This is a genomic window from Chthonomonas sp. (assembly GCF_035294165.1).
Taxonomy (GTDB): Bacteria; Armatimonadota; Chthonomonadetes; order Chthonomonadales; family Chthonomonadaceae; genus Chthonomonas.
The window spans coordinates 1-23,419 of sequence record NZ_DATGLN010000171.1 but is presented as its reverse complement, the minus strand read 5'-3'; the positions used below and the strand labels follow the sequence as shown (position 1 = coordinate 23,419).

Genomic DNA, 23,419 nt, shown 5'->3' with positions numbered 1-23,419 from the left:
GATAATCGCCGGTAAATTCATCGCCCCTCCGCCGGGTATCTGGTCTTCCACCGAGCCGATCGGCTTCTCACGTCCTTTCGTGTCGCGAATGCGGGCTGTACAAAGGTAGGGTAATAGCGAGGGAATCGTCTCCTCAGGGTTTTCCTGCTCCGGTGTGCGCCAAAGATGCGAGGCATCCACATTCAAACCGATGTAGTTCGGGTCTACATGTTCCATAAGCCGCAAAGCTGTGCGCGTGGAGTAGACCGCACAGTTCACATGTGGCTTGATACTGATCTTTACGCCGGTCTCCCGTACCACACGCGATAGCTCATTTAGCAAATTTACCACTGTTTTGAACGATTCCTCATCATCAGAAACGCCACCGGAACCGGTGGTGATGGCCGGCGCTCCTAAAACACCACCCACCTCCATGAGACGAATAAAACGTTGTCGAGCATCAGGGTTCAGGAGATTTGTGCTCGCCCCAATCGACTCCAGAGTTAAACCACTGTCGGCAATTTTGCGACTTAGCTCCTTGAGCAACGTCGGAGATTGGTAGACCTCCTGCGAAAGATGATCTCCCATGCCAGGTATTGCCGCCAGCTCAATAGCCCGGTACCCTGCCCGCGAGATGTGCTCCAAAGCGACCTCGACGGGGAAACCACCATATAGCAACGTACTGCATCCTAGTTCCATAGTTTTTTCTTTCCTTTTCTTAATAGAGAGACTCGCGTTTAGTCCACTTCGTTTCGGTTATGCGAGAATATACGTTCCTCTGCTAGAAGATTCCTGCCCCTTCTCGATTCCCTGCTTTGTGAAGTTTCTACGGAGGCTCCTGCCAGCGGGGTTCCTCAACGTAGCCGCGTGGTATACTTAGGGCATGAAACGCATATTGCTTGTTCCCGACGGCGCTGCGGACGAACCGCTAGAGGTACTCAATCACCGCACCCCATTACAGGTGGCAAACACCCCCTACCTCGATGAGCTTGCTCGTGCTGGCCTGGTAGGCACCGTCCAAGTGACTCCTCCCGATATGTACCCCGGTAGCGATGCGGCTAATATGGCCTTGCTGGGTTATGACCCCAAACATTACTATACCGGTCGAGGCCCCATCGAGGCCGCTGCTATGGGGATTCTTCTCGGTCCGGAGGATGTGGCCTTTCGCTGTTCGCTCATCTCTACTGACGGAGAGCAGCTCGTGGACTACAGCGCCGGCCACATCACCACCGAAGAGGCGCGCCCCCTTATTGAATGGGTTAACGAACGCCTCGCTACCTCTTTCCGTCGCCTCTACCCGGGAGTAAGCTATCGGCATATTCTGGTCTGGAAAAATGGCCCTGCCCACGCACAAACAGCCCTCCCACATGAAAATATGGGCAAGCCACTCCAGGAAATCTATCCAAAAGGCGAAGGGGCGGAACAGCTTCAACGGTTCATCGAGGAATCTTATGCTTTGTTAGATAATCACCCCTTTAATCAACAACGTCGTGCCCAAGGCAAACCACCCGCTAACATGCTCTGGCCTTGGAGCCCCGGTAGGGCTCCCGAACTAACACCCTTTTCCCATCTCCATGGTACTACCGGCGCCGTGATAGCCGCGGTAGATGTCATCAGAGGTCTCGGACGCCTGGCCGGCCTCGAAGTGGTAAACGTGCCCGGCGCGACCGGCTACTTCGATACCGACTACGCCGCCAAAGGCCGCTACGCCCTCGCGGCGCTTCAACGCCATGACTTCGTTTGGGTTCACCTTGAAGCGCCAGATGAGGCCGGCCACCAGGCAAATGTTGAAGAGAAGATACGGGCTATAGAAAACTTCGACCGTTTGATCGTTGGCACTCTCGTGGAAGGGCTTCGAGGAAATGAACCGTTTCGCCTCTTGTGCGCCCCGGATCACAAAACCCCTATCTCTACACGTGGACACGCAAAAGGCCCTGTCCCCTTCCTCTTCTTCGATTCTCAACGGCCGTCCCAACCACCTAACCTCACCATGTTCGACGAAAGCGCACTTACCCAAGCCTCTATCCATATCAAAGAGGGATGGAAACTCATCCATCTGCTCTTCGATGATGCCTAGCCACCTTGATACAAGTCCCTAAACTCTAGGATGGCACTACGCCACGAGACGATGAGCCGTGCGGTCTGCTAAAGATTAGGCACAAGACCTACCCCTACAGGTACCTCTCTTTTTGGGGCCGGCTTAAGCCACGCATTGTCCTATGACCTCTCTGCCCTACCAACGAAAGTCCACTGCCCGTAAAAACGCCCTTGCAAGCACCATATGCCCTAGGGGGTTGGGGTGAACCCTATCCCACGCGATCGAGGCCGGATAGAAGTAGCGCATCACCTCATCGAAAGCCGCCTGCGTATCCACAAAGTAAGCACCGTGCTTTTCCGCGATGCCTCGCACAATAGCCCCATAACTATCCATCATGGCACGCATTGCATCTTCCCGATTCGGCTCGATGTAAAAGGGAGTCATAAGCACCAGCCCACGCAGCAAAGGCTTGGTTTGTAGAACAAGCTTATCAAGTGTCTCTTCATACTCATCGGGGTAAACATGGAGGGTAGGGTTTAAAGGCGCGTCGAACTGGCGCCATACATCGTTGATCCCAATCATAATCGAAAGCCAGTCGGGCTTCAATTCGAGAACATCGCTCTGCCATCGCGCTTTTAGATCGCGCACCGTGTTGCCACTAACCCCCATGTTGACCACCCGAATCTGCCTCTCGGGATAGACGGCCCCAAGCAGGGCATCCATATAACAGACGTAACCTTGCCCCAGTCCTCCAAAGGCGCGCTCCCCCACCGGGCGCGCACGACCGGCATCGGTAATCGAATCTCCGATCATAAGCAGCGTTTGTCCTGCTTCTATTTTCATAGGCAACCTCCTAGCAACGTTGTTGTTCCTGTTATTCCTACATGGAAGCTGCAACTTCCTGCCCGTGCAAAGCGTAAACCCATACGAACGCCGACTATCTTGAATTCAAGATAATTTTCACGGAGGTTTTTCCGATGGAACTCTATCCGACTCACAATGACCTGCCACAGACAACCAGAGAACAGATCATTGAACTTCTTAACGCCCGGCTCGCCGATGCCATAGACCTTTACACCCAAACTAAGCAGGCACACTGGAATGTAAAAGGCCCCTCCTTTATCGCGCTCCATGAACTTTTCGACGATGTGGCCGAATCCGTTGAAGACTACGCCGATCTCCTTGCCGAACGTGCCGTACAACTCGGTGGTGTCGCCCTAGGTACCGCCCGCATTGCTGCAGAAAAATCTTCCCTCTACGAATATCCTCTTAGCATCACAACCGGGCGAGAACATGTAGAAGCCCTTGCAAGCGCACTTGGCGCCTATGGCCATCTCGTACGTCGTGCCATAGATGTTTGCGATGGCCTTGGTGACAAGGACACGGCCGACATCTTTACGGAGATATCCCGCGGTATAGACAAGTACACCTGGTTCGTAGAAGCTCATCTGCAGGCCGAAAAGTAAGTTCAGCTTGCCTATGGACTCCGATACCGAACGCGCGCTTAAGCTTTTTGTTGTTCTCGCTCGCTGTCATAACAGCATCATCAGCTTGACACATCACCATCTGCGGAAGCGACGCTTAAGTACCAGTGAATTCGGAGTTCTGGAAGTGCTCTATTACAAAGGGCCGCTCTCATTAGGCGAAATTGCCCAGAAAGTCCTGCTGAAATCGGGTAGCTTCACCTATGTGATAAATCGGCTTATCGCTAAAGAGTTTGTCTGCTGTAGTCTTTGCCCTCGGGACAAACGCAAACGCTACGCTCAGCTAACTCCGGAGGGCAGGCAACTTATAGAACATCTTTTCCCTCTTCACGCACAGATCATACGTCAGGCGATGAACCCGCTGAGCGCTGCCGAGCAAGAGGAAGCTATCCGACTGCTCAAGCGCCTGGGACTTGCCGCAGCCGAAAAACTTCAAAACCTTCCCTAGTTCTATCTCAGATGCCTAGAATATCATCGAAAGGAGTGAAAATAAGCAGTGGCTGCACCAAATGTATTGATTGTATTCTATTCTCGTAACGGCTCCACGGAAAAACTGGCTCTTGCCGTCGCGGAAGGAGCACGCGCAGAAGGGGCTGAAGTGCGCATTCGCCGAGTGCGAGATTTTGTGCCGGAAGAGATCATTCAAAAAGTACCCGGTTGGGCAGAAAATCGCGACCGTATGTACGCCCTGTATGAGGCGCCAACGGAGGCCGACATGGAGTGGGCCGACGCCATTGTCTTTGGCACTCCCACCCGCTTCGGAAATGTCTCAGCCGAACTCAAAGCGTTCGTGGATAGCCTCGGAGGGCTTTGGTTCCAGGGCAAACTGAACGGCAAGGTTGGCAGCGCCTTCAATTCCACCCAAACCACCCATGGCGGCAACGAAAGCACCAACCTCAGTATGTACAACTTCATGGCCCATCTTGGGCTAATCATTGTGCCAACCGGCTACGCCGACCCCGTCATGTTCCAAGGAGGCACACCTTATGGAGCCACGCACATCTCCGGTCCCCAAGGCAATCCGCCAGGCGAAAATGCCCTTGCCGCCGCACGTTTCCAAGGCAGAAGGGTAACGCAGGTCGCTCGCGCCTTGAAAGCGGCGAAGGACAGTTAGAAAGGCAATGCCATAATGCAGTGGAATACCCTTGCTCGCACAGACAAACAGGAGGCGTTTGCCCTGTTATCTATTCGCCTAGCGTCTGCCGCTGCCTTTCTCTATCACGGAACACATATTCTGGGGATTATCGGCGGCCCCGGCATTCAGAAGTTCGCCGAATTTACCCACCTACCGGTTCCTATCGCCTTTCTCGTGGGATGCGGTCAACTTGGCAGTGGGCTTGCCATGCTCACCGGCGTGCTCGCTCGCCTTGGTGGGGCTGTTACAAGCATCATCATGCTCGGAGCCATTGTCCTTGTACACTGGCACAACGGCTTCGACATCAGCAAGAACGGCTATGAGTATGCACTCACCCTACTCCTCATAGGCGTAGCCATTCTCATCCGAGGCGCCGGCCCTATCTCCCTTGTGGAGTGGTTTCGTGCAAAGCAGGCCTCGCAATCGCACTAGCACCAGCATAGCCCAAAAAATCAGGGAGCCTCTAAAGAGGCTCCCTGCAACTTTCTGGTGCCGAAATCCCTACGGCTCTTGCCCCGGCCCCAACGGCATAATCTGATTGGGCACGATGTCTTTATCCGTGATGGGCTGCAGGCCTAAGATTTGATCCCGCGATAGCTTGTAGGTGATCATGATGAGCCGCCGAGGCTGAGAAGGCGGATAGATATCCTTAGGAGGCGTATGTCCATCCCAAACCGGAATAGTTCTTCCATCCCAGTTGGGCCCCGTACCCCCGAAGCCATCTATCATCTTCGTGCCCAACATTTCGGGCGTGTTATCTACCACTACATGAGCCGCATCACTATCCGTCATCCCCTCTCCATTCCATCCGAAACGATCTTGAAGGTGTGGGGCCGTCGTGCGCGGGTCATAGCTCAGCACCAAGCGATAATACTCATGCGCAAAGCTGTACATCTTTGGGTCTTTGCTCATATCAATCTCACGCTCGAACTCTGCTTTGCGCACAGCGATGGAATCCATCATGATCGTCTGGTTTGGGTCAACCGCAAAGGCGGTGGTGGTGTTGCTCACAATGTGTGGCTTGTAGTCCCAGTCCTCCAACAGCACATCAATTCGGGCGCCATCGGCAGCATTGAAATAGCCTTTGATATCGAGAACCTTCGGTCTTTTTACCGTCACGGTCGCCGAGAAGCTAACGTCCCAAGGTCCGGGCTTGCTGCTGCCTCCGAAAGGCCACTCCACCCCCGGATAAGGCGATGTGTTCACATGATCGTGGTTTATGCTGGTATATCGGTCGAAATATCGCTGATAGTCCTCGGCGCGATTGTGCAGCTCCGCTTGGTGAAGCTCGAAGTCGGCAAAGTCCTTTGTTCGACCTCCGCGCTGCTTCAAACGCTGCGTGCTGATCTGTATCGCCTGATTCCAAACGGCAATCGCGTCGGGAATACGCCCCATTCGCTCATAGGTGTGCGCAAGAATATGCCATACCTTTAACGGAGCCCCATAGGGATAGTCGTCCGCATCAACCTCTTTATTCGCCGGTGTGTTAATGGCATCTTGAAAGGCCTCTGCGGCCATGGCGTAGTTCTTAATCTTATCGAAATTCTCCCACCCTTTCTCAAACTTCACGTCATAGATGCGAGGGTTGTTGCGAATGCCCTCGTTGAGCAGAGCCTCTGAGGGCGCGATGTAGCGTCTATCAGAACGTTCTCCGGTAGAGTCGGTAAAGTTATACGCCATGTGCCATGCCCCGGTCACATAAACGTTGGCGGCGTGAGGATCGAGCCAGGTGATGATGCGCACCAGAGGCAAAATGGCATCGTAATCCCCACTATGAAAGAACTCGTCACAACGAACCCATAGCAGACCGGCCGCTGCCTCACGGAACCCTAACAAAGGCAGCAATAGGAACTCACTATTGAGGCCTCCAAGGGCTAGGGCCTCGTTGCGTTCCGTCTTATCGAGCTGCTTGCGGTAGGGATCAACGGCCGAATGCTGTACGATTCCCGCCAACATCAACAGCACCACAATAAAGGCAATTAAGCCTCTACCGCGGCGCTGTACGTCTGCCGGAATAATTTTCGCCGGTCGCTTCTCTGTTGCCACAGCCATAGCTACACCTCACGCCGGTCGAAGATGAAGACCGCCAATGCAAGCAAAACGGCCGAATAGAGAAGCGCGTAGGCGATATTATTACGCATGTAGACCGACATATTAACGATATCTTCTTCGGGATGGATGAGCTGGTTTTGCACATTGAAGTTGCCGAATTGTGGAAGCAGGTAGTGAATAGCCAGACCAACAATTTGGGATATCTTGTTGTGCGAAGTCGTTAGGGTATCCGTGACCGAACTTAAATTCCCCACCAGGAAGATACCGAAGGAAAGGAAGAAGTTGACCACCGGTGTGGCAAAGGTGGAAAAGAAAATGGTGAGGGCTGCCAAGAGCATCATCTGGAAAAAGGTGAAGATAACCCCCCGAACCATCTCCGGCGGTATCTGATGCTCTTGCATGCGGAGCATGGCCAAAAAGACGATCCCCATGGCGGCAATGTTAATAAACACCACAGCAAAACCACCGAGGAACTTCCCTAAAACGAACTCAAAGCGCTGAACCGGCTTTGATAACACCGTATAGATCGTCCTACGCTCTATCTCGATGGGGATAAGATAGATGCAGGTGACGATTGTGGTAAAAAGCCCCGCCAAAAGAATCGCCGCCAAACCAAGGCTCCGTAACACGGTTTGACTATCCCGTGGACTGAGAAAACCGAATACCGGCCCCATGGCGATGAGGAAAATTCCGGTAACAAGGAATATCCACATTACACGCCGCCGTAAGGCCTCGCGAACTGTCTGATGAGCGATCGCATAAATAGCAGCAAACATTCGTTCAGACTCCCTCTTCCTGAGCGGCTCCGGCTGAAGCCAACTCTTCTTTACGTACTGTTTCCACAAAGACCTCCTCTAAGGTTCGGCGATGAGGCATCACAGAGATAACCTGTCCCTTTGCGCCTCGTACCAAATCAATAAGCGTTGATACACGCTCTGGATCGTTGCTCGATAGCTTTAGAGTATCGTTGCCTATGGGTTCTATACTGGTGGCAATCGGACGCAACCGATCGATTAGACCATTCGCCAACTCCTTGCCACGAACGGTGATCTCGGTGCGCTCTCCCTCCACCAACTCTTTGATGGTACCGGTCGTTAATAGCTTGCCGCGATGAATGATGGCAACACGGGTACAGATCATCTCCACGTCGGCTAACTGATGCGAAGAGAGAAAAACCGTCTTGCCCTCATCCTTCAGACTGGCCACGATATCTCGCAACTCCGCATGAGCAATCGGGTCGAGGCCCGAAGTCGGTTCATCGAGGAAGAGTAGTTGCGGATCGTTGATCAGCGCTTGCGCAATGCCGATGCGCTGACGCATCCCTTTCGAGTAGCCTCGAATCGCACGATGCCATGCCTCCGGTTGCAAACGCACCTTCTCAAGACATATCTGTATCCGGCGCTTTCTCTCCGGCTGGGGAATGCGAAACAGCCTCCCATAAAAGTCCATCAAGTCCCAGCCGGTCATCGACTCGTAGAAGTAGGTCTCTTCGGGAAGATAGGAGATCAGATGCTTCACCGAATTGTCTCCCATCGGTTTACCGAGGATCACCGCATCCCCCGCCGTGGGAAAAATGAGACCGAGCAACATCTTGATGGTTGTGGTTTTGCCGGCACCGTTGCGGCCGAGAAAACCGAATATCTCTCCCTCTTCCACATCGAGGTCGAGATTGTTTACGGCCACAACCTCCTGCCTCTGCCAAACGTCAATGTACTTTTTGGTGAGACCTCGGATCGAGATCGCAGTGGTCATAGGTTAGAATTCCTCCCTCCGCACGCGACGGAGTTGTTATTTGTGTTTGGGTAATGATAACGAAGTACAAATGGCGGTCTCCTACTGAAACCACCAAAATTCGGCGTATTATACCTTACCATCCTCGTGGGGCAGTGCACAACCTCAAAAATACGAGAAGTGCCATACTCCCCCGTCTTATTTACGTACTTTCACACAAATTTCGTCACAAACATTTTTGACTTAGCCCACATTGTACAAACACAAGCTCCAAACTAATCCCCTAAGCCTAACTCTCCCGCTAACCTATCGCATAACTCTCGCGCCTCTGCGTTTGTCGGGTCATGCTCTAACACTATGTGAAAAGCCGACAAAGCCTCATGGGGCCTATTCAACGCCCAATACACACAGCCAAGTTTAAACGCCACCTCGTAACGTAAGGCCTCCTCCTCCGTGAGAGCCATTACCGATTCATATTCTGCACAAGCCTGCTCGGTTTTACCTAAACTACGCAAAATATCGGCACGCTCCACGCGTGCATAAAGGTTACTAGGCTCACGCAATAACGCTTCATAGTAAGCGGAAAGAACGCACGGGTCGAAATCGCCATAAACGCCTCGCATCAGCCCAGCACGAAGCCACCATGCCTCTGTAGGCACACCCTCTTGGTTGAGCACCTCTTCTACCATCGTGAGGGCCTCACGCCAACTCCCGGCACTGCAAAGCGCATAAGCGCGCCAAAAACCCTCCTTAGCATCCTCGTGTTGGCTCAACCAGTACCCTCCAGCGCTGTCAAAGCATTAACCACGCGAAACGGAGTCGCCCACTCGGGCTTCTCTAAGACGAATACGGAGAGGACAGGATTCGAACCTGCGTACCCTTGCGGGTAACCTGTTTTCAAGACAGGCGCCTTCAACCACTCGGCCACCTCTCCAGTCTTCTTAAGATAACTCAGAACACTGATTTTCGTCAAGTCGGCCTCACTGCATTTGGCAACAAAAAGCTACATGTGACAAGAGCGTAACCCGCGCTTCTCCAAATAGCGCTGGTGGTACTCCTCCGCAGGGTAAAACTCCGGTGCAGGTAAAATTTGTGTGACAATTGGCCTAGAAAACCTGCCAGAACGCTCAAGACGCTCTCGTGAGGCCTCTGCCGCCTCCCGCTGCTCCGGAGTAAAGGCGAAAATCACCGAGCGGTACTGGGTTCCCACATCTGGCCCTTGTCGGTTAAGCTGTGTGGGGTCGTGGCAGTTCCAAAACACCTCAAGCAACTGCTCATAGCTTACTTTCTCCGGATCGTACTCCACTAAAACCACCTCGGCATGGCCCGTGAGGTCTGTGCAAACCTCCTCATAGGTCGGGTTCTTTGTGTGCCCTCCGGCATACCCTACTGTTGTATTTACGACACCAGGCACCTCGCGAAAGGTCGCCTCGACCCCCCAAAAACACCCGGCACCAAACATCGCTTTCTCTGTGGCCATTTTGGTTACCTCCAAGAATGTTCTATACCTTAGAACGTAATCTACTACCCATCCGTTCCCTTAGAATCACGACAGTGAAAAAGAATAAGTTCGCACCGTTGACACCGCCAACAACGGAGTGCTATACTTATTAGTGAAATTATGCACAAAGTCACTGCTGACGCCATTACCATGGATCAATCTGCTGCTCCAACTTCGCAGGCATCCTCTCGCGCACGTGATGTGTTCTACGAGCGCGAACGTGGGGTCTATGCACTCCGTGTCTTGCGCGACGTGGCCCATGCCGTAGTCCGCGTTCCCGCGGGGGATTCGCGTACCGACGCCATCCAAAACCTGTTCAACACCGTGGCCAAAGCCGGCATCCCCCTCTTTCTCATTAAACTCCATCGCTCTTCCGTCACCTTTGCGCTCGCCGGAGTCTACCTTGAACGCGCTGCGGAGGTGCTGCAGGCAGAAGGCTATGATGTCTCCACCCGGAGAGACCTCGCTATGGTGACCGTCGTGGCCTCTTCCATGAGAGAGATGGCAGGCATCATGGTGGATATAGCCGATGCCCTCTACGAAGCTGGCGCACGCATCTATGAGGCCGGAGATTCGCACGATACCGTGCAGTGTCTCATTGAGGCCCATCGAGTTCCCGCCGCCATCGAGCAGCTTTGCAAGGCTTTTCATCTTGATAAGAGCGCCGTCCACGAAGAGCATCTACCCATTCAAGAGCTGCCATCATGAAAATCCTCGTCCAAAAATTCGGAGGCACCTCCGTAGATACCAAAGAGCACCGAGAGATGGCCGTTCGCAAGGTCATCAAAGCGCGAGAGGCCGGATATCATCCCGTTGTCGTCGTCTCGGCGATAGGGCGTGCCGGCGCTCCTTACGCCACCGATACTCTTGTGCAGTTTCTCAAAAGCATTGACCCGCAAGTGCCGCCGGCCCCGCGCGAACTCGATATGATTATGGCCTGCGGTGAGATCATCTCCACAGTGGTGTTCGCCCACACCCTCCAAACGTTCGGCTATAAATCCATCGCACTCTCCGGTGGGCAAGCCGGCATCATCACCGACCCGCAGTTCGGCGATGCCCGTATCCGCGAAATACGCCCCCAATACATCCTGCGCTTGCTCGAACAGGGTTACATTCCCGTGGTCTGCGGCTTCCAAGGAACCACCGAGCCGGAAGATAGCCACGAACATGGGGCCATCACCACCCTCGGTCGTGGAGGCAGCGACACCACCGCCTCCGCGCTCGGTGCCGCTTTGTGCGCCGAAGCCGTTGAGATATATACCGATGTAGATGGCGTGAAAACGGCCGACCCCGACATCGTTCCCACAGCGCGTACCCTTGACGTCTGCTCCTATGAGGAGGTCGCCGAGATCGCTCATCAAGGAGCCAAGGTCGTTCATCCACGCGCTGCAGAGATTGCGATGGACTATAATATCCCCCTATGGGTGAAATCAACCTTCTCCGATGCCCCTGGAACGCGCATCGTGGGACGCCAAGCCTCTGAAACGACCTATCCACGCATCACCGGCATTACCCATACCGGAAAAATCGTCTACATCCGCTTAGAGATCGGAGAGACCGAGTACAAACCACTTATCGAGCGCGAAGTCTACCGCATGATGGCACGTGCCGGTGTTTCTATCTATCTTGTTACCTTCAGCAATCGCTCGCTCTCCTTCGCCGTCGAGCGTAAAGTCTATCCCATCGCCCGCGATCTGCTCGACGGTATGGTGGTGCCCATCACTTTTGAACGGCCGGATGAAACTGGGCGCCTTGCAGCCTTCTATATCTTTAAATTCTCCGAGGGGCTGGATCTTGCCTATAGCGTGCAGCGTCCCCTGCTTCGTCCCCTAGAACAATACGTGCACATTATAGATGTGGATGCCAGTGTCATCGAAAGCTGCACGATGGTGTCTGTCATTACCAGTGGGCATCGCACCATGCCAGGCGTTATGGCCCGGATATACTCACTACTAACAAAGGCCGGAATCGCCGTCTACCAAACGGCCGATTCCGAAATGTCGGTCTCCTGTCTTATCCCTGAAAGCGAGGTTGAAAGAGCCGTTCGCCTCCTCCATGCCGAGCTGTGTGAGAAGGCATCTAAACCAACCGAGGCACTCCCATGAAATCTGAAGATGAGGACTACCCACCTGAAGACACCGAGTCGTCTCCATTACCGACTCTGCCCGAGGTCCCTTCTTCTCCGCAGTTGCCGGAGGTACCTCGACTGCAAAAAGTGGAAAAACCGACTTGGCAGCCTAAAAAACCCTCTTCAACAACCAGCAGTCTCTTCGGGTTTAGCACCGATAGCGCCGATAGCGCCACGCGTACCTATTCAAAAGTCGTTATGGCCGCTACGGTAGCAACAAGCCTCATAGGCCCGATGGTGGTGTTTGCCCTCGTAGGTTTCTGGCTCGATGGCAAGCTCCATCACCCCGTGGCCTATCTCGCAGGCATCGGATGCATCGTCGGCTTCTTCGCCGGGCTTGCGTCGGTAATGGATATTCTACGGAGGCTAAAAAAGTAGTTTCGTGCATCCTATCGCAGACAGAAATCCAAGCTTGATGTGCTATAATATTAGCCGCACTGCAAGCAGGCTAAGTGAAACCGTCGTATCGAAAAGGGAGGTCTCCATAACGGAGCCGCGAAATGCTAGATAACCGACTGATCTTTCAAACCATCAAACAAAGCGGTCTCTGTGCAGGGATTGCGGCCTTTGGGCTTATCGCCCTCCATAGTGATGCGGCTGCAGCCGGCTTCGTTATGGGGTCAGGGCTGGCGCTTTTTGGCCTTTACGGTCTTGAACGCGCATCCCTACGCTGTTTCCATACGAATTCGTCGTCTCGTGTCGGTCGTATTATGGGAGCAGCCCTCCTCTTTCGTCTACCTGTTTATGTGGGAGGAATACTGCTGCTTATGCACTTCTACGGTGGTTCCTACCCATTGGCTTTAGGTGGTATCGGGGGCATTCTCTGCGTGCTTCTCTCCCTCATCCATATCGTCCTAAAAACGGTGTCGCAAAGAACCCAACAAACTTAAGAGCTAGTTCAATATTAGAGGAAGAAAGGTTTTCATGCCGAGCAGTCTCCAATCAACAGAACAAATCGGTCGCGCGCATAGGGGTCATCCGCCTATCCAGATCGCACAGGCAGGTGGTGCTCCTGCTGCTTCTACAGATACTCCCATCTCTCAACATGCCGAACAGACCTCCGAAAAACCGCAGATCGGAGATATACCCGACCCTACCCTGCTGCTTGAGAATGCCGTGCTCGCCGCCCTGCTCCTCCTCCTTTTCGCGTTCCTTTCCCGACGCAACCTTCAAAAAGTGCCACGTGGCCTTCAAAATATCGGCGAGTTCATCGTCGAAACCATTGATCGATTCGTCGTGGAACTTATGGGGCACCACGGCAGAAAGTATGTTCCCTTCGCCGGAACGCTCTTCCTCTTTATCTTCGTCATGAACGTTCTCGGCGACATCCCAGGTTTCCATGCACCTACCAGCAACCTCACCTACACCTTTGCCCTCGGTCTCACCGTATTCTGCTATGTTCAGTGGGAGGGAATACGCGCACGTGGGCTGTTCGGCTACATTAAACACTTCTCCGGCCCCCCTCTACCCCTCGCAATGGCCATCTTCCTTAAGCCGCTCCTGTTTGTCATCGAGGTTATCTCCGAGCTATTTAAGCCGATCACACTCTCCGTCCGCCTTTTCGGTAATATCTTCGGCGAGGATGTCATCATCCTTGTCTTCGCCAGCCTCTTCACCATGATCGGCCTCAAAATGCTTGGCTGGTTTCCGCTGCAGTTTCCGGTACTCCTCTTGGCCTATCTCACCGACTTCGTACAGGCTCTGGTCTTCATGGTACTCGCCTGCATCTATCTCGCCCTTATGACCCATGAAGAGGAGATGGAAGAAGAGGAATCGGAACAAGCGCTCGCACATGCGCACTAATCGTCTCTATATAACCAATTTAAACAAACCAAACATTACGACAGAAAGGGTTTCAGAAGAACATGATCTATTTCGCTGCACTTGCAATTGCGGCCGGACTTGCAGTCCCGATCGCGGTTATCGGAGCCGGTATCGGACAAGGACGTGCGGTAGCATCAGGGCTTGAGTCGATGGCACGGCAGCCCGGTATGGCAGGCCAACTCCTTATCAACATGATCATCGGTCTTGCCTTCATCGAGTCACTTGTGCTCTTTGCCCTTGTGCTCGTCTTCATCTTTCTCGGCTCCCGCCTACCCAATACCAATCAGGTGCTGCAAACCATCCAGAGCACGCAGGTAAGCAAATAGTCTTTTCGGCTCCCAGAAGTTTCTGGGAGCCGAAGGAGAGCACAGATGCTACAGATCGAGCAAGCCATAAAATTTAACCCAGTCTACTTCGGCATACAGATACTGATCTTTCTACTGCTTCTGCAGATACTGACCAGGGTATTCTGGCGGCCCTTCCTGCAAGATATGGAAAAACGCACCGAAGACCTCGAAGCCCGTTATCAACGCAGAGAGGAACTTCAACGCGAGATGGAGCGCCTACGTGCCGATTATCAGCAGCGTATCGCCCTCGTGGATGCCGAAGCTCGCGCCCATATTCAAGAGGCGGTAAAAAAAGCGCAAGGGGAAAGGGAACGCCTGATCAAAGAGGCGCGCGCCCAAGCTGAACAGGTGCTGCTTAAGGGTCGCGAGAGCATCGAGCGGGAGCGAGAGGCGACCCTTCAGGCACTCAAAGAGCAGATGATCGCCATGGCAACCGATGTTGCCGACCACGCCTTGGGTTCCCTCTACCCTAAAGGAGAGCTGCGGCGCTCGATTGAAGCTCATGTGGCGCAGGCAACAGCCCCGGTTAATGTGACCAATGAGCGGTGAATCAATGAATCTTTTTCTACGGAGTTGTGAACGTGATTCCTGAGGTTGGCCTCGGACCGTTTAAAATAGAACAGCCCGATGCGTTTCCAGCGCTTATTTTGGGCTTTCTCATCTTGCTGTGGCTGGCATATAAGTATGCCTACCCGCTAGCGCGCGACCTGCTAAAAGCGCGAATGGAACGCATCGAACAGGCCGACAAACAGGCCGATGCCCTTCTCGCCGAAGCCCAAGCCATACACGATGAATACGTGCAGCGCCTCGCGCACATTGAAGAGGAGCACCGTGCTCGTGTTGAACAGGCCGTGCGCGAAGCCGAAGCGCTCTCTGCCCAAATCATAGCCGAAGCGCAACAGACGGCGCAAGGCATCCTACAACGCGCCCAACAAGAGGTCGAGCGGGAGCGTGCCTACCACCAAATTCTGATGCGCCAACAGATCGTTCAAATCGTCCTCGATGCGGCGGAAAACGCCATCCGCACTATGGCCTCCGAAGAAACACAACATAAGCTCGTGAGCGATTTCATCCATCAACTTGCCCAGAGCAGTCTTAACGGCTATAACCCTGTAAATCGTAATAGCCTCGCCCATGGTGGAGGAGAATCCTAAATGGCAACCCGTGATGTGCGTGCAGCACGACGCTACGCCGCAGCGCTCTTTCATGCTGCCAAAAAAGAAGGCGTTCTCGACGTTGTGGAGCATGAACTCGATGAGCTACTAACAGCCCTTCATGATACACCGGTACTCAAAGAGTTTTGGCTCAGCCCCCTTGTGCCGGCTCCTAAAAAAAGCGCCCTCATCGAGAAAACCTTCGCCGATAGGCTAAACCCGATCACCATCGGGTTCCTAAACCTACTTATCAACAAACGCCGTGAAGAACTGTTAGAATATATCTATACCGATTTTAGGCGCCTTGTCGATCAGGCGCGGCATCTGCTTCGCGCAGAGGCTGTCTTCGCCGTGCCGCCCACCCCCGATGAAGAACAGGCTCTGCGAGAAAGCCTGCAAAAACGCACGGGAGCCAATGTAGAACTGCGCGTAAGACTAGATCCGGAAATCCTTGGAGGAGTCGTCATTCGGCTTCAAGATACCATCATTGATGGAAGTGTGCGCGGCAGCCTCGAGAGATTACGCGAGCGCTTCCTACAAAAAGCTTAGTTCGCACCGAAATACCCGAAGCGTCAAAATACGACGTTGCGCTGGAGATAGAGATAACGATGGCCATTCGACCAGAAGAGATAACTTCAATACTCGAGCGGGAGTTGCTCGAAACCACAAAACGTGAAATTGCAACCTATGATTCTGGAACCGTTCTCCAGGTAGGAGACGGCATCGCACGCATCTACGGCCTGCAAGGCTGCATGGTGTCAGAGCTGTTGGAGTTCCTCGATGAAAAGGGCAACCCCATCGTGGACGAAAACGGCGCCGTTATTCGCGCGATTGCCCTCAACCTTGAAGAAGATAACGTGGGTGCCATTATTCTAGGACCCTGCGAACAGATTTTTGAGGGCACAACGGTTCGACGTACGAACCGCATTATCGAGGTGCCCGTGGGCGAAGGCCTGCTAGGCCGCGTAGTAAGCGCCCTAGGCGACCCCCTCGATGGCAAAGGCCCCATCACAGCTACGCGATATGCCTATATCGAAGCTCGCGCTCCGGGCGTTGTGGAGCGCCAACCCGTAAAAGAGCCGCTGCAAACGGGCCTCAAAGCCATAGATGCGCTCGTGCCTATCGGGCGCGGACAACGGGAACTGATCATCGGTGACCGCGGTATCGGAAAAACTGCCATCGCCCTCGATACCATCATCAACCAAAAGGGCGGCGACGTTATCTGCATCTATGTCGCTATCGGCCAGAAGGCCTCCACCGTTGAAAATGTCCGCCGTACCCTTGAAGCCGCCGGTGCCATGGACTACACTATCATTGTGGCCGCAAACGCCTCCGACCCGGCTCCGATGCAGTACATCGCCCCCTACACCGGCTGTACCATTGGAGAGTATTTCCGCGATAAAGGACAACACGCCGTCGTCATCTATGACGACCTCTCCAAACATGCCGTCGCCTACCGCCAAGTCTCCCTGCTTCTCCGGCGGCCCCCCGGACGTGAAGCCTACCCCGGTGACATCTTCTATCTACACAGCCGACTCCTTGAACGGGCCGCAAAAATTCGCGAGGACTATATCATCGTAGATAAAACTGCCCCGGCAGAAACAACAGAAGGCATCAACGGTAAACTTTACGAGGGCAGTCATGGGCTAAGCGAGGCCAAAAAAGACCTTGCCGCCATGCCGAACGCCGATTCCCTCGAAGTTCGTAAAAAGCCCGGCACCGGCGGAAGTCTCACGGCGCTGCCCATCATCGAAACACTGGCCTCCGACGTCTCTGCCTACATCCCTACCAACGTCATCTCCATTACGGATGGACAGATATTCCTCGAACCAGACCTCTTCTTTGCCGGCGTGCGCCCTGCTATTAACGTGGGTATCTCGGTATCTCGTGTAGGACGCTCAGCACAAATTCCGGCCATGAAAAGCAGCAAAGTAGCAGGCCGACTTCGACTTGATCTTGCCCAGTTCCGAGAGGTCCAAGCGTTCGCCCAGTTCGCCTCCGATCTCGATAAGGTGACCCGTGACCAGCTCGAGCGGGGTTCACGACTCATCGAAATCCTTAAGCAACCGCAGTTCCAACCCATGCCTGTGGAAAAACAGGTCACCATCATCTACGCCGGCAACAACGGCTATCTCGATGATATTCCCATAAACGCAGTGAGCAAATTTGAGGCGGAGTTCCATCCCTTCATGGAAAAGAACTATCCCGACATCCTTGAAAAAATCCGACTCACCAAAGATTTGGATGAGACCACAGAAGCAGAACTAAATAAAGCTATTCAGGCCTTTAAAGCCCAGTTCCAACCCTAAGGCTGCGCTGAAAAGTTGGTTGAGGGTTTTTCGCGATCTCCTTTAGCCTAAAACGCTAAGGGAGATCGCTTACAAGGAGGTTTTCTATGGACCCGGAGACATCTCTACAAGAGGCTATCGAACAGACAAAACGCGCGATCGAACAGCTACGGGAACGAGTAGTTACGGCCATCATGCAGCGCAATCGCCTGCAAGAGGAGGTAACGAAGCGCGAGCGCGACCTCGCCATGCGAAAAGAAAAGCTCGTCCAGGCCAACAAACTGCAGGATCAATCCGTTGCTAATGAACTGCGAGAGGAGATCGCCACTCTTGAAAAAGAACTTCAAATGCTTAAAGACAGTCTTGCAAAAGCGGAGGTCGAAGCCGAAACACTTAAAGCCCAACGCCCGGCAGAGGAAGCTCGCCTTAATCTCATGCTACGCGACCTGCAGGCGCGTCTCGCTATGGGCTATACCACTTTAGTGGAAAACCAACAGCCAGGCTCCGGCAGAAGCGAAGCCGAAGAGATGTTCCAAAGGGCTAGCGGCAAAATCGAAGGCCTACAGTCCGAAGCGGCAGCTCGGCAGGAGGTCACCGGCACCCCACCTCAAGCACCCAGTCCTGCCCAATCTGCAGAGCAGTTGCTTTCCGATCTCGAGCGCCGATTGGGACTTTCCACCACCGAAACCCCTGCGACCCCATCCGCAGAACCGGTGCAAGCAACACCATCTCCTCTAACAACCGCCTCCACTGAAGCAGAGCCGGCCGTTTCTGAGCAGCCGATGACCTTTGAAACTCCCCCACCCGTTGAGGAGCCACCGTCTGCCCCGTCTACACCCGAAGAGACCGCCCAACCTACACCGACTGTAACCGGCATCACTCCAGAAGAGATGGAGGCCCTGCTCTCTCATCAGTCAGCACAAGAAGAATCGACTCCCGCTCCCGCCGTAGATGAGCAAGTCGCTCAACCTTCCACATCCCCATGGGACTATACAACGTCAACCACCGCCTCCACCGAAACCTTAGAAGTCGTCTCCTTCCCCGTTGAAGAAGAACTAGAGGAAGTATCTCAAGCTACTATCGAAAGCCAAGATGCAGAGACATCCCACCCCATCGTTATGGAAGAGACCGCCACGGTCGAAGCCCCAACTGCACCTGCCGAATCGTACAGCGAGACGATAACCCTTGAGAGAGAGGAACAGCCAAAAGAAGAGGTCGCCTTCTACCCGGTCACGCAACCAACCCCAAAACCGGTTGGTTACGATCCCTCCTATCGCGTTCGCGTCGCCGCTATCGGTACTGGCGGCATCTTTCGTGGTGCCCACCTGCCCTGCTATCCGCTTATTCCACAGGCCAAACTCGTCGCCCTGTGCGATCCAGATTCGAATGCACTTCAGCAGGCCTATCACCGACTTCAAAATCTTACCGCGGAACAGATCGAACGGGCGCGTGAACGCCACGATGACGACGCTATCGAACGCCTCATGCGTGACCTCGATGAGGTTCGTCTCTTCTCGGATATCGGTGAGGTCATCAGCGAGGTCCAGCCCGATCTCGTGGACATCTGCACCCAGCCCGTTCTTCATGTACCCCTCGCCATCAAGGCACTTGAAGCCGGCATTCACGTTATGTGTGAAAAACCGCTCTGCCGTAGTTGGCTGGAAAGTGAACGTCTCATCGCCACCATTCAACGCACCGGTCGCTTCTACCAGCATAACGAAAACTGGCTCTTCGACCCAGACTACTATACGGCCAGTAAACTCATCCACGCCGGAGCTATCGGCGAGCCATTGCTTATGTTCCTCGCAACAGCACACGGGGGGCCGGAAGGCAATCCAAAATTCTGGAATCCTGAATTCGGCGGCGGTGGCTCCCTCCTCGATAACGGTATTCACGCCATCGGGGCTGCATGGTTTCTTAGTGGCTTGAAGAAACGTCCCACCGTGGTCAAGGCGGTTGAGCCTTTTGGCATGGCGATCCGAATGCCGCTGCGAATTATAGATGGGCACTACCAAACGGTTACCGTAGATGACGACGCCCACATTCTTATCCGTTTTGAAGATGCAGAGACCGGTGCCTGGACGAACGCTCACGTTGAGGGGTCGTGGAGCCATCGTGATTCACCCGATACCGTGGTCATCGGCACAACAGGCCGTCTCTATTTCACATCCCAAGAGGGACGCCGCTATGTCGTCATAACCGATGCCTATGACCGAGAAGTTCGGCGTATCGAGGCTACCGGCCCCACCTGGCAGTTTTGGCCGTCCTCCTTCTACGGCGAAATCCTCAATATGGTACAGTGCATCCGCGCCGGTCGCCCACCGCTCTGTGACGCTCAATTCGGCGCCGATTGCTCCGCCGTTGTCGGAGCCGCCTATCTCTCCGAAAAGAACGGGCGCCGTGCCGTCCATCTCGACGAATTTCGCGAGTTCGCTCATTCAATCGCCCAACGCTATCCCAATGACCCTCAGGCCGCCGATGATGCGCTCGTAGAAACACTGCTTTCTGCTGTAAGAAAATCTCAACAACATCCTAACGGATAGAAGACAAAGATGGCAACTATTCGACAAGTTCGTGCCCGTATTCGGGCAGCAAAAAATATCCAGCAGATCACCAAAGCCATGAAAATGGTGGCAGCAGCCCGTTTTAAGCGTGCTCAAGACCGTGTGCAGGCTGCTCGCCCTTATGCCGAGATTATGCGTGATATGATGGTGCGACTTGCTAGCTCCGCAGGAGAACTCTTAGATCACCCGCTCCTGCAACAGAGAGAGCTAGAGAACGTCGGCTTTCTCATCATCACCTCAGACAGAGGTTTGGCCGGCTCCTATAACTCCGCGATGCTCCGTCGCGCCACCGAACTGCTACGCCCCTACGATCGCTCCCATGTCAAGCTCTACCTTGTAGGGCGCAAAGGCATTCAGTTCTTCCGTCGGCGTGGCTATCAGATCGCAGCGGAGTTCAGCATTCCAGGAACCGGTGCTACTTTTGCCGATGCTCAAGATATCGCCCGCGTCGTTCGTGAAGCCTTCCTCCACGGCGAGATCGACCGGCTCTACCTACTCTATACACGCTTCTATACCGCCATCACCACCCGCCCCACCGATCTCCAACTTCTTCCCATCCAGCCCCCTGAGAAACCTGAGGAAACGACGGAGGCCCCCCAGTATTATGATGACTACATCTTTGAGCCATCCGCCAACGAGATTCTCAGCGCGCTTCTACCCCGCTACATTGATGGACAAATCTATCAGTGCCTCCTCGAATCGACCGCCAGCGAGCATGGTGCCCGCATGACCGCCATGAGTGCCGCAACCGATAATGCAGGCAAAATGATTCAAACCCTCACTTTACAACTCAACCGCGCGCGCCAAGCCAACATCACTCGTGAGATATCTGAGATCGTTGGGGGTGCAGAGGCCTTAAAAGGTTAACCGTTTGAATGGAGGGGGAAAGAGACATCGCTTCCCCCTCCATCATGAAATATTTGCGAATTTATCGGCAAAGAGGATACCAGCCGCGATAAACACGCTCTGCGGGGCCGGTCATCTCGATCTCACCACCAGGCCGCCAGCGTACGATTAGCTCACCCCCTTTGCTCCGCACGGTTATGGGCGCATCGGGCGAGGCACAGTTTTTAAGCACTGCCGCTACCGCTGCCGCACAAGCACCTGTCCCGCATCCCCAGGTCTCTCCTGCCCCACGCTCCCAAATGCGCATCGAAACCACATTGGGCGCGTCTAAAACACACCACATTAGCGAGGTACGCTCCGGGAAAAGCGGGTGTTTCTCCACTAGAGGACTGATGGTAAAAAAGCGCTCATCGTCTGGCAGCTCCGACACAAACGTAACGGCATGGGTCGTGCCGGTTGAAAGTGCTGTGATAAGTAGGGTCTCTGTCGGCGTCACATCAAGAGGAAAATCTATCACCGGTTCTTGGGCTACATGCATGGGAATAGAAGCCGGCTCAAACTGTGGCAGCCCCATGCTAACGGTGACCGACGCGATCTGTCCTTCTGCGTCTCGATGCAACTCGGCCCGGCGCACTCCGGCTAGAGTACCGATAAAAAGGATGTCTTTACTTACTATTCCCTCTTCCGCAGCATATCGGGCCACACACCGCAGACCATTGCCGCAAACATCCGGCGTGCCATCGGGGTTGTACATCCGCATCATGAGATCGGCGAAAAGCGTTCGCTCTAGAATAATGAGACCATCCGCACCGATGCCCGTATGACGATCGCACATTTCGATAGCAAGCGCTGACCAATCGCGGTCGTTTGCATCCCTCCCATCCACGACCACGAAATCGTTCCCGACGCCATGCATCTTTGTAAAGGCAATCTTCTCGGCCACGATGGCAACCTCACCTCATGGTGCAATCCCAAGCATACCCCCATCTAGAGGACAGAGCACGTAGCTAGAGGGATATATAGAATACCTTACATGAGATAGTCTTTAGAACACACTGAATCTCCTCTCAGCAAGCATAGTACGGTAAATGGCTACTTTCTTGCTCCATCAACATGCAAGCGGCAGAATCTTGACAAAAATCCGCCCTATCGAGTATTCTTTGTTAGCACTCGAAGGTGGAGAGCGCTAACAGGAACTCCCTCCCCTTCTAGGCCAATACCAAGAAAGGAGACACAAAATGGGTCTGCGTCCTTTGGGTGACAAAGTGGTCGTGAAACCGAGTGAGGAAGAAGAGAAGACTCCCGGCGGTATTCTCTTACCCGATACCGCGAAGAAAAAGCCTCAAGAAGGCAAAGTGGTGGCCGTAGGAAACGGGCGTATCCTCGAAAACGGCGAGATCAAACCCATGTCCGTTAAGGTGGGGGATACCGTCCTCTATGCCAAATATGGCGGCACCGAAGTTACTATTGATGGCCAAGATTACGTCCTCCTCGATGAAGACCAGGTCTTCGCAATCATCGAGGGGTAGGACGTAGGGCTTAACCGTACTGTCGTTGCATACAACACGAGAAATTGTCTGTATCCATTTCCGAAACCTATCGTAAGGAGAAAAGAAGCTATGGCAGCCAAAATGCTATTGTATGATGAAGAGGCTCGTCGTGCCCTCGAAAGAGGCGCCGAGGCCGTTGCTAACGCCGTAAAAGTAACTCTTGGCCCCAAAGGCCGAAATGTGGTTCTCGATAAAAAATGGGGTTCCCCCACCATCACCAAAGATGGCGTCACCGTCGCAAAAGAGATTGAATTGGAAGACCCCTATGAGAACATGGGGGCGCAACTGGTAAAAGAGGTCGCCAGCAAAACCAACGACGTGGCTGGCGATGGAACCACCACCGCCACTGTGTTGGCTCAAGCCATCCTCAAGGAAGGCCTTCGCTATGTAGCAGCCGGCGGTAACCCCCTGCAAGTCAAGCACGGCATTGAGCGCGCTGTGGAGCGCGCCGTGGAAGAGCTGAAGAAGCTCGCCGTGGAAGTACGCGGAGATAAGGCCAAGGTCGCCAGTGTCGCCGCTATCGCCGGGAACGATGCGGAGATCGGCCAACTCGTCGCAGATGCCATCGAGCGTGTAGGGCAAGATGGAGTGATTACCGTAGAAGAGAGCCGAAGCCTTCAAACCTACACCGAGTTCGTAGACGGCATGCAGTTCGATAAGGGCTACATCTCCCCTTACTTCGTCACCGACACCGAGCGTATGGAGGCCGTCCTCGAAAATCCCTACATCCTCATCTATGAGAAAAAGATTAGCTCCGCAACCGATCTCATCCCCTTGCTGGAGAAGATCGCGCAGCAG

Annotated in this window: 27 protein-coding genes and 1 tRNA gene; 19 read left to right on the top strand and 9 right to left on the bottom strand. The window is 53.9% G+C overall.

The features are described from left to right. Positions 1–678, bottom strand: a 678-nt coding sequence (locus VKV29_RS09290; RefSeq protein WP_324201030.1) for a sugar phosphate isomerase/epimerase, incomplete at its 3' end; no start/stop codon positions are given. A 184-nt stretch (positions 679–862) separates the two neighbouring features. Here VKV29_RS09290 and VKV29_RS09285 point away from each other — a divergent pair. After that, the gene (locus VKV29_RS09285) at positions 863–2,056 is read left to right on the top strand and encodes a cofactor-independent phosphoglycerate mutase (protein ID WP_324201029.1); all 1,194 of its coding nucleotides are present in this window, start codon (positions 863–865) and stop codon (positions 2,054–2,056) included. Between the two features lie 156 nt (positions 2,057–2,212). On the opposite strand, the gene VKV29_RS09280 is transcribed toward VKV29_RS09285, so the two are convergent. Further along, positions 2,213–2,860, bottom strand: a complete 648-nt coding sequence (locus VKV29_RS09280; RefSeq protein ID WP_324201028.1) for an SGNH/GDSL hydrolase family protein — start codon at positions 2,858–2,860, stop codon at positions 2,213–2,215. A 134-nt stretch (positions 2,861–2,994) separates the two neighbouring features. Between VKV29_RS09280 and dps the strand changes: the two genes are divergently transcribed. Genes dps through VKV29_RS09260 form a run of 4 tightly spaced genes read left to right on the top strand, consistent with a single transcriptional unit; the run spans position 2,995 to position 5,068 of the window. Beyond that, a complete protein-coding gene (gene dps / locus VKV29_RS09275) occupies positions 2,995–3,483 on the top strand; it encodes a DNA starvation/stationary phase protection protein Dps (protein WP_324201027.1) in 489 nt (162 codons plus the stop codon). A gap of 13 nt (positions 3,484–3,496) precedes the next feature. Beyond that, complete coding sequence (locus tag VKV29_RS09270) at positions 3,497–3,949, top strand: MarR family transcriptional regulator (RefSeq protein WP_324201026.1); 453 nt, start codon at positions 3,497–3,499, stop codon at positions 3,947–3,949. A gap of 48 nt (positions 3,950–3,997) precedes the next feature. Beyond that, positions 3,998–4,615 (top strand): NAD(P)H:quinone oxidoreductase, encoded by a 618-nt coding sequence (wrbA, locus tag VKV29_RS09265; protein WP_324201025.1) that lies wholly within the window; start codon positions 3,998–4,000, stop codon positions 4,613–4,615. A gap of 15 nt (positions 4,616–4,630) precedes the next feature. Beyond that, a complete protein-coding gene (locus tag VKV29_RS09260; protein ID WP_324201024.1) occupies positions 4,631–5,068 on the top strand; it encodes a DoxX family protein in 438 nt (145 codons plus the stop codon). A gap of 69 nt (positions 5,069–5,137) precedes the next feature. Here VKV29_RS09260 and VKV29_RS09255 read toward each other — a convergent pair whose 3' ends face one another. The 6 genes from VKV29_RS09255 to msrA form a co-directional block, all read right to left on the bottom strand. After that, positions 5,138–6,688 carry a hypothetical protein gene (locus tag VKV29_RS09255; protein WP_324201023.1) on the bottom strand — a complete coding sequence of 517 codons (1,551 nt, stop codon included), beginning with the start codon at positions 6,686–6,688 and terminating at the stop codon, positions 5,138–5,140. Between the two features lie 2 nt (positions 6,689–6,690). Further along, entirely contained in the window at positions 6,691–7,464 is a 774-nt protein-coding gene (locus VKV29_RS09250) for an ABC transporter permease (RefSeq protein WP_324201022.1), read from the bottom strand. 4 nt (positions 7,465–7,468) lie between these two features. Further along, complete coding sequence (locus VKV29_RS09245; RefSeq protein WP_324201021.1) at positions 7,469–8,440, bottom strand: ABC transporter ATP-binding protein; 972 nt, start codon at positions 8,438–8,440, stop codon at positions 7,469–7,471. A gap of 254 nt (positions 8,441–8,694) precedes the next feature. After that, a complete protein-coding gene (locus tag VKV29_RS09240) occupies positions 8,695–9,192 on the bottom strand; it encodes a tetratricopeptide repeat protein (protein WP_324201020.1) in 498 nt (165 codons plus the stop codon). Between the two features lie 76 nt (positions 9,193–9,268). Next, positions 9,269–9,353 (bottom strand) — tRNA-Ser (locus VKV29_RS09235). 69 nt (positions 9,354–9,422) lie between these two features. Continuing rightward, a complete protein-coding gene (gene msrA / locus VKV29_RS09230; protein WP_324201019.1) occupies positions 9,423–9,899 on the bottom strand; it encodes a peptide-methionine (S)-S-oxide reductase MsrA in 477 nt (158 codons plus the stop codon). 141 nt (positions 9,900–10,040) lie between these two features. Between msrA and VKV29_RS09225 the strand changes: the two genes are divergently transcribed. The 12 genes from VKV29_RS09225 (at position 10,041) to atpG (ending at position 21,092) form a co-directional block, all read left to right on the top strand. Then, positions 10,041–10,628, top strand: coding sequence for an ACT domain-containing protein (locus tag VKV29_RS09225; protein WP_324201018.1), 588 nt, complete (start codon positions 10,041–10,043; stop codon positions 10,626–10,628). Then, on the top strand, positions 10,625–12,025 hold the full coding sequence (locus VKV29_RS09220; protein WP_324201017.1) for an aspartate kinase: 1,401 nt from the start codon (positions 10,625–10,627) through the stop codon (positions 12,023–12,025). The genes VKV29_RS09225 and VKV29_RS09220 overlap by 4 nt, the downstream gene beginning before the upstream one ends. Beyond that, the gene (locus tag VKV29_RS09215; protein ID WP_324201016.1) at positions 12,022–12,426 is read left to right on the top strand and encodes an AtpZ/AtpI family protein; all 405 of its coding nucleotides are present in this window, start codon (positions 12,022–12,024) and stop codon (positions 12,424–12,426) included. The genes VKV29_RS09220 and VKV29_RS09215 overlap by 4 nt, the downstream gene beginning before the upstream one ends. Positions 12,427–12,548: 122 nt before the next feature. Next, positions 12,549–12,938 carry a hypothetical protein gene (locus VKV29_RS09210; protein ID WP_324201015.1) on the top strand — a complete coding sequence of 130 codons (390 nt, stop codon included), beginning with the start codon at positions 12,549–12,551 and terminating at the stop codon, positions 12,936–12,938. 34 nt (positions 12,939–12,972) lie between these two features. Beyond that, positions 12,973–13,851, top strand: a complete 879-nt coding sequence (gene atpB, locus VKV29_RS09205; RefSeq protein WP_324201014.1) for a F0F1 ATP synthase subunit A — start codon at positions 12,973–12,975, stop codon at positions 13,849–13,851. Positions 13,852–13,913: 62 nt separating this feature from the next. Further along, on the top strand, positions 13,914–14,198 hold the full coding sequence (gene atpE / locus VKV29_RS09200; RefSeq protein WP_016481909.1) for an ATP synthase F0 subunit C: 285 nt from the start codon (positions 13,914–13,916) through the stop codon (positions 14,196–14,198). A 45-nt stretch (positions 14,199–14,243) separates the two neighbouring features. Then, a complete protein-coding gene (locus VKV29_RS09195; RefSeq protein ID WP_324201013.1) occupies positions 14,244–14,768 on the top strand; it encodes an ATP synthase F0 subunit B in 525 nt (174 codons plus the stop codon). A gap of 32 nt (positions 14,769–14,800) precedes the next feature. Beyond that, complete coding sequence (locus VKV29_RS09190) at positions 14,801–15,373, top strand: ATP synthase F0 subunit B (protein WP_324201012.1); 573 nt, start codon at positions 14,801–14,803, stop codon at positions 15,371–15,373. Next, entirely contained in the window at positions 15,374–15,922 is a 549-nt protein-coding gene (gene atpH / locus VKV29_RS09185) for an ATP synthase F1 subunit delta (RefSeq protein WP_324201011.1), read from the top strand. 53 nt (positions 15,923–15,975) lie between these two features. Then, complete coding sequence (gene atpA / locus VKV29_RS09180) at positions 15,976–17,682, top strand: F0F1 ATP synthase subunit alpha (protein ID WP_343217357.1); 1,707 nt, start codon at positions 15,976–15,978, stop codon at positions 17,680–17,682. Between the two features lie 86 nt (positions 17,683–17,768). Further along, a complete protein-coding gene (locus tag VKV29_RS09175; protein WP_324201009.1) occupies positions 17,769–20,204 on the top strand; it encodes a Gfo/Idh/MocA family oxidoreductase in 2,436 nt (811 codons plus the stop codon). Positions 20,205–20,213: 9 nt separating this feature from the next. Further along, positions 20,214–21,092 carry an ATP synthase F1 subunit gamma gene (gene atpG / locus VKV29_RS09170; protein WP_324201008.1) on the top strand — a complete coding sequence of 293 codons (879 nt, stop codon included), beginning with the start codon at positions 20,214–20,216 and terminating at the stop codon, positions 21,090–21,092. 61 nt (positions 21,093–21,153) lie between these two features. Here the strand turns inward: atpG and dapF are convergent, their stop codons facing one another. Further along, positions 21,154–22,014 (bottom strand): diaminopimelate epimerase, encoded by an 861-nt coding sequence (gene dapF, locus VKV29_RS09165; protein ID WP_324201007.1) that lies wholly within the window; start codon positions 22,012–22,014, stop codon positions 21,154–21,156. Positions 22,015–22,309: 295 nt separating this feature from the next. Here dapF and groES point away from each other — a divergent pair, with 295 nt between their 5' ends. After that, entirely contained in the window at positions 22,310–22,600 is a 291-nt protein-coding gene (gene groES / locus VKV29_RS09160) for a co-chaperone GroES (RefSeq protein WP_016481917.1), read from the top strand. A gap of 90 nt (positions 22,601–22,690) precedes the next feature. Then, positions 22,691–23,419: chaperonin GroEL (gene groEL, locus VKV29_RS09155; RefSeq protein ID WP_324201006.1), on the top strand; the 729-nt coding region annotated here is incomplete at its 3' end.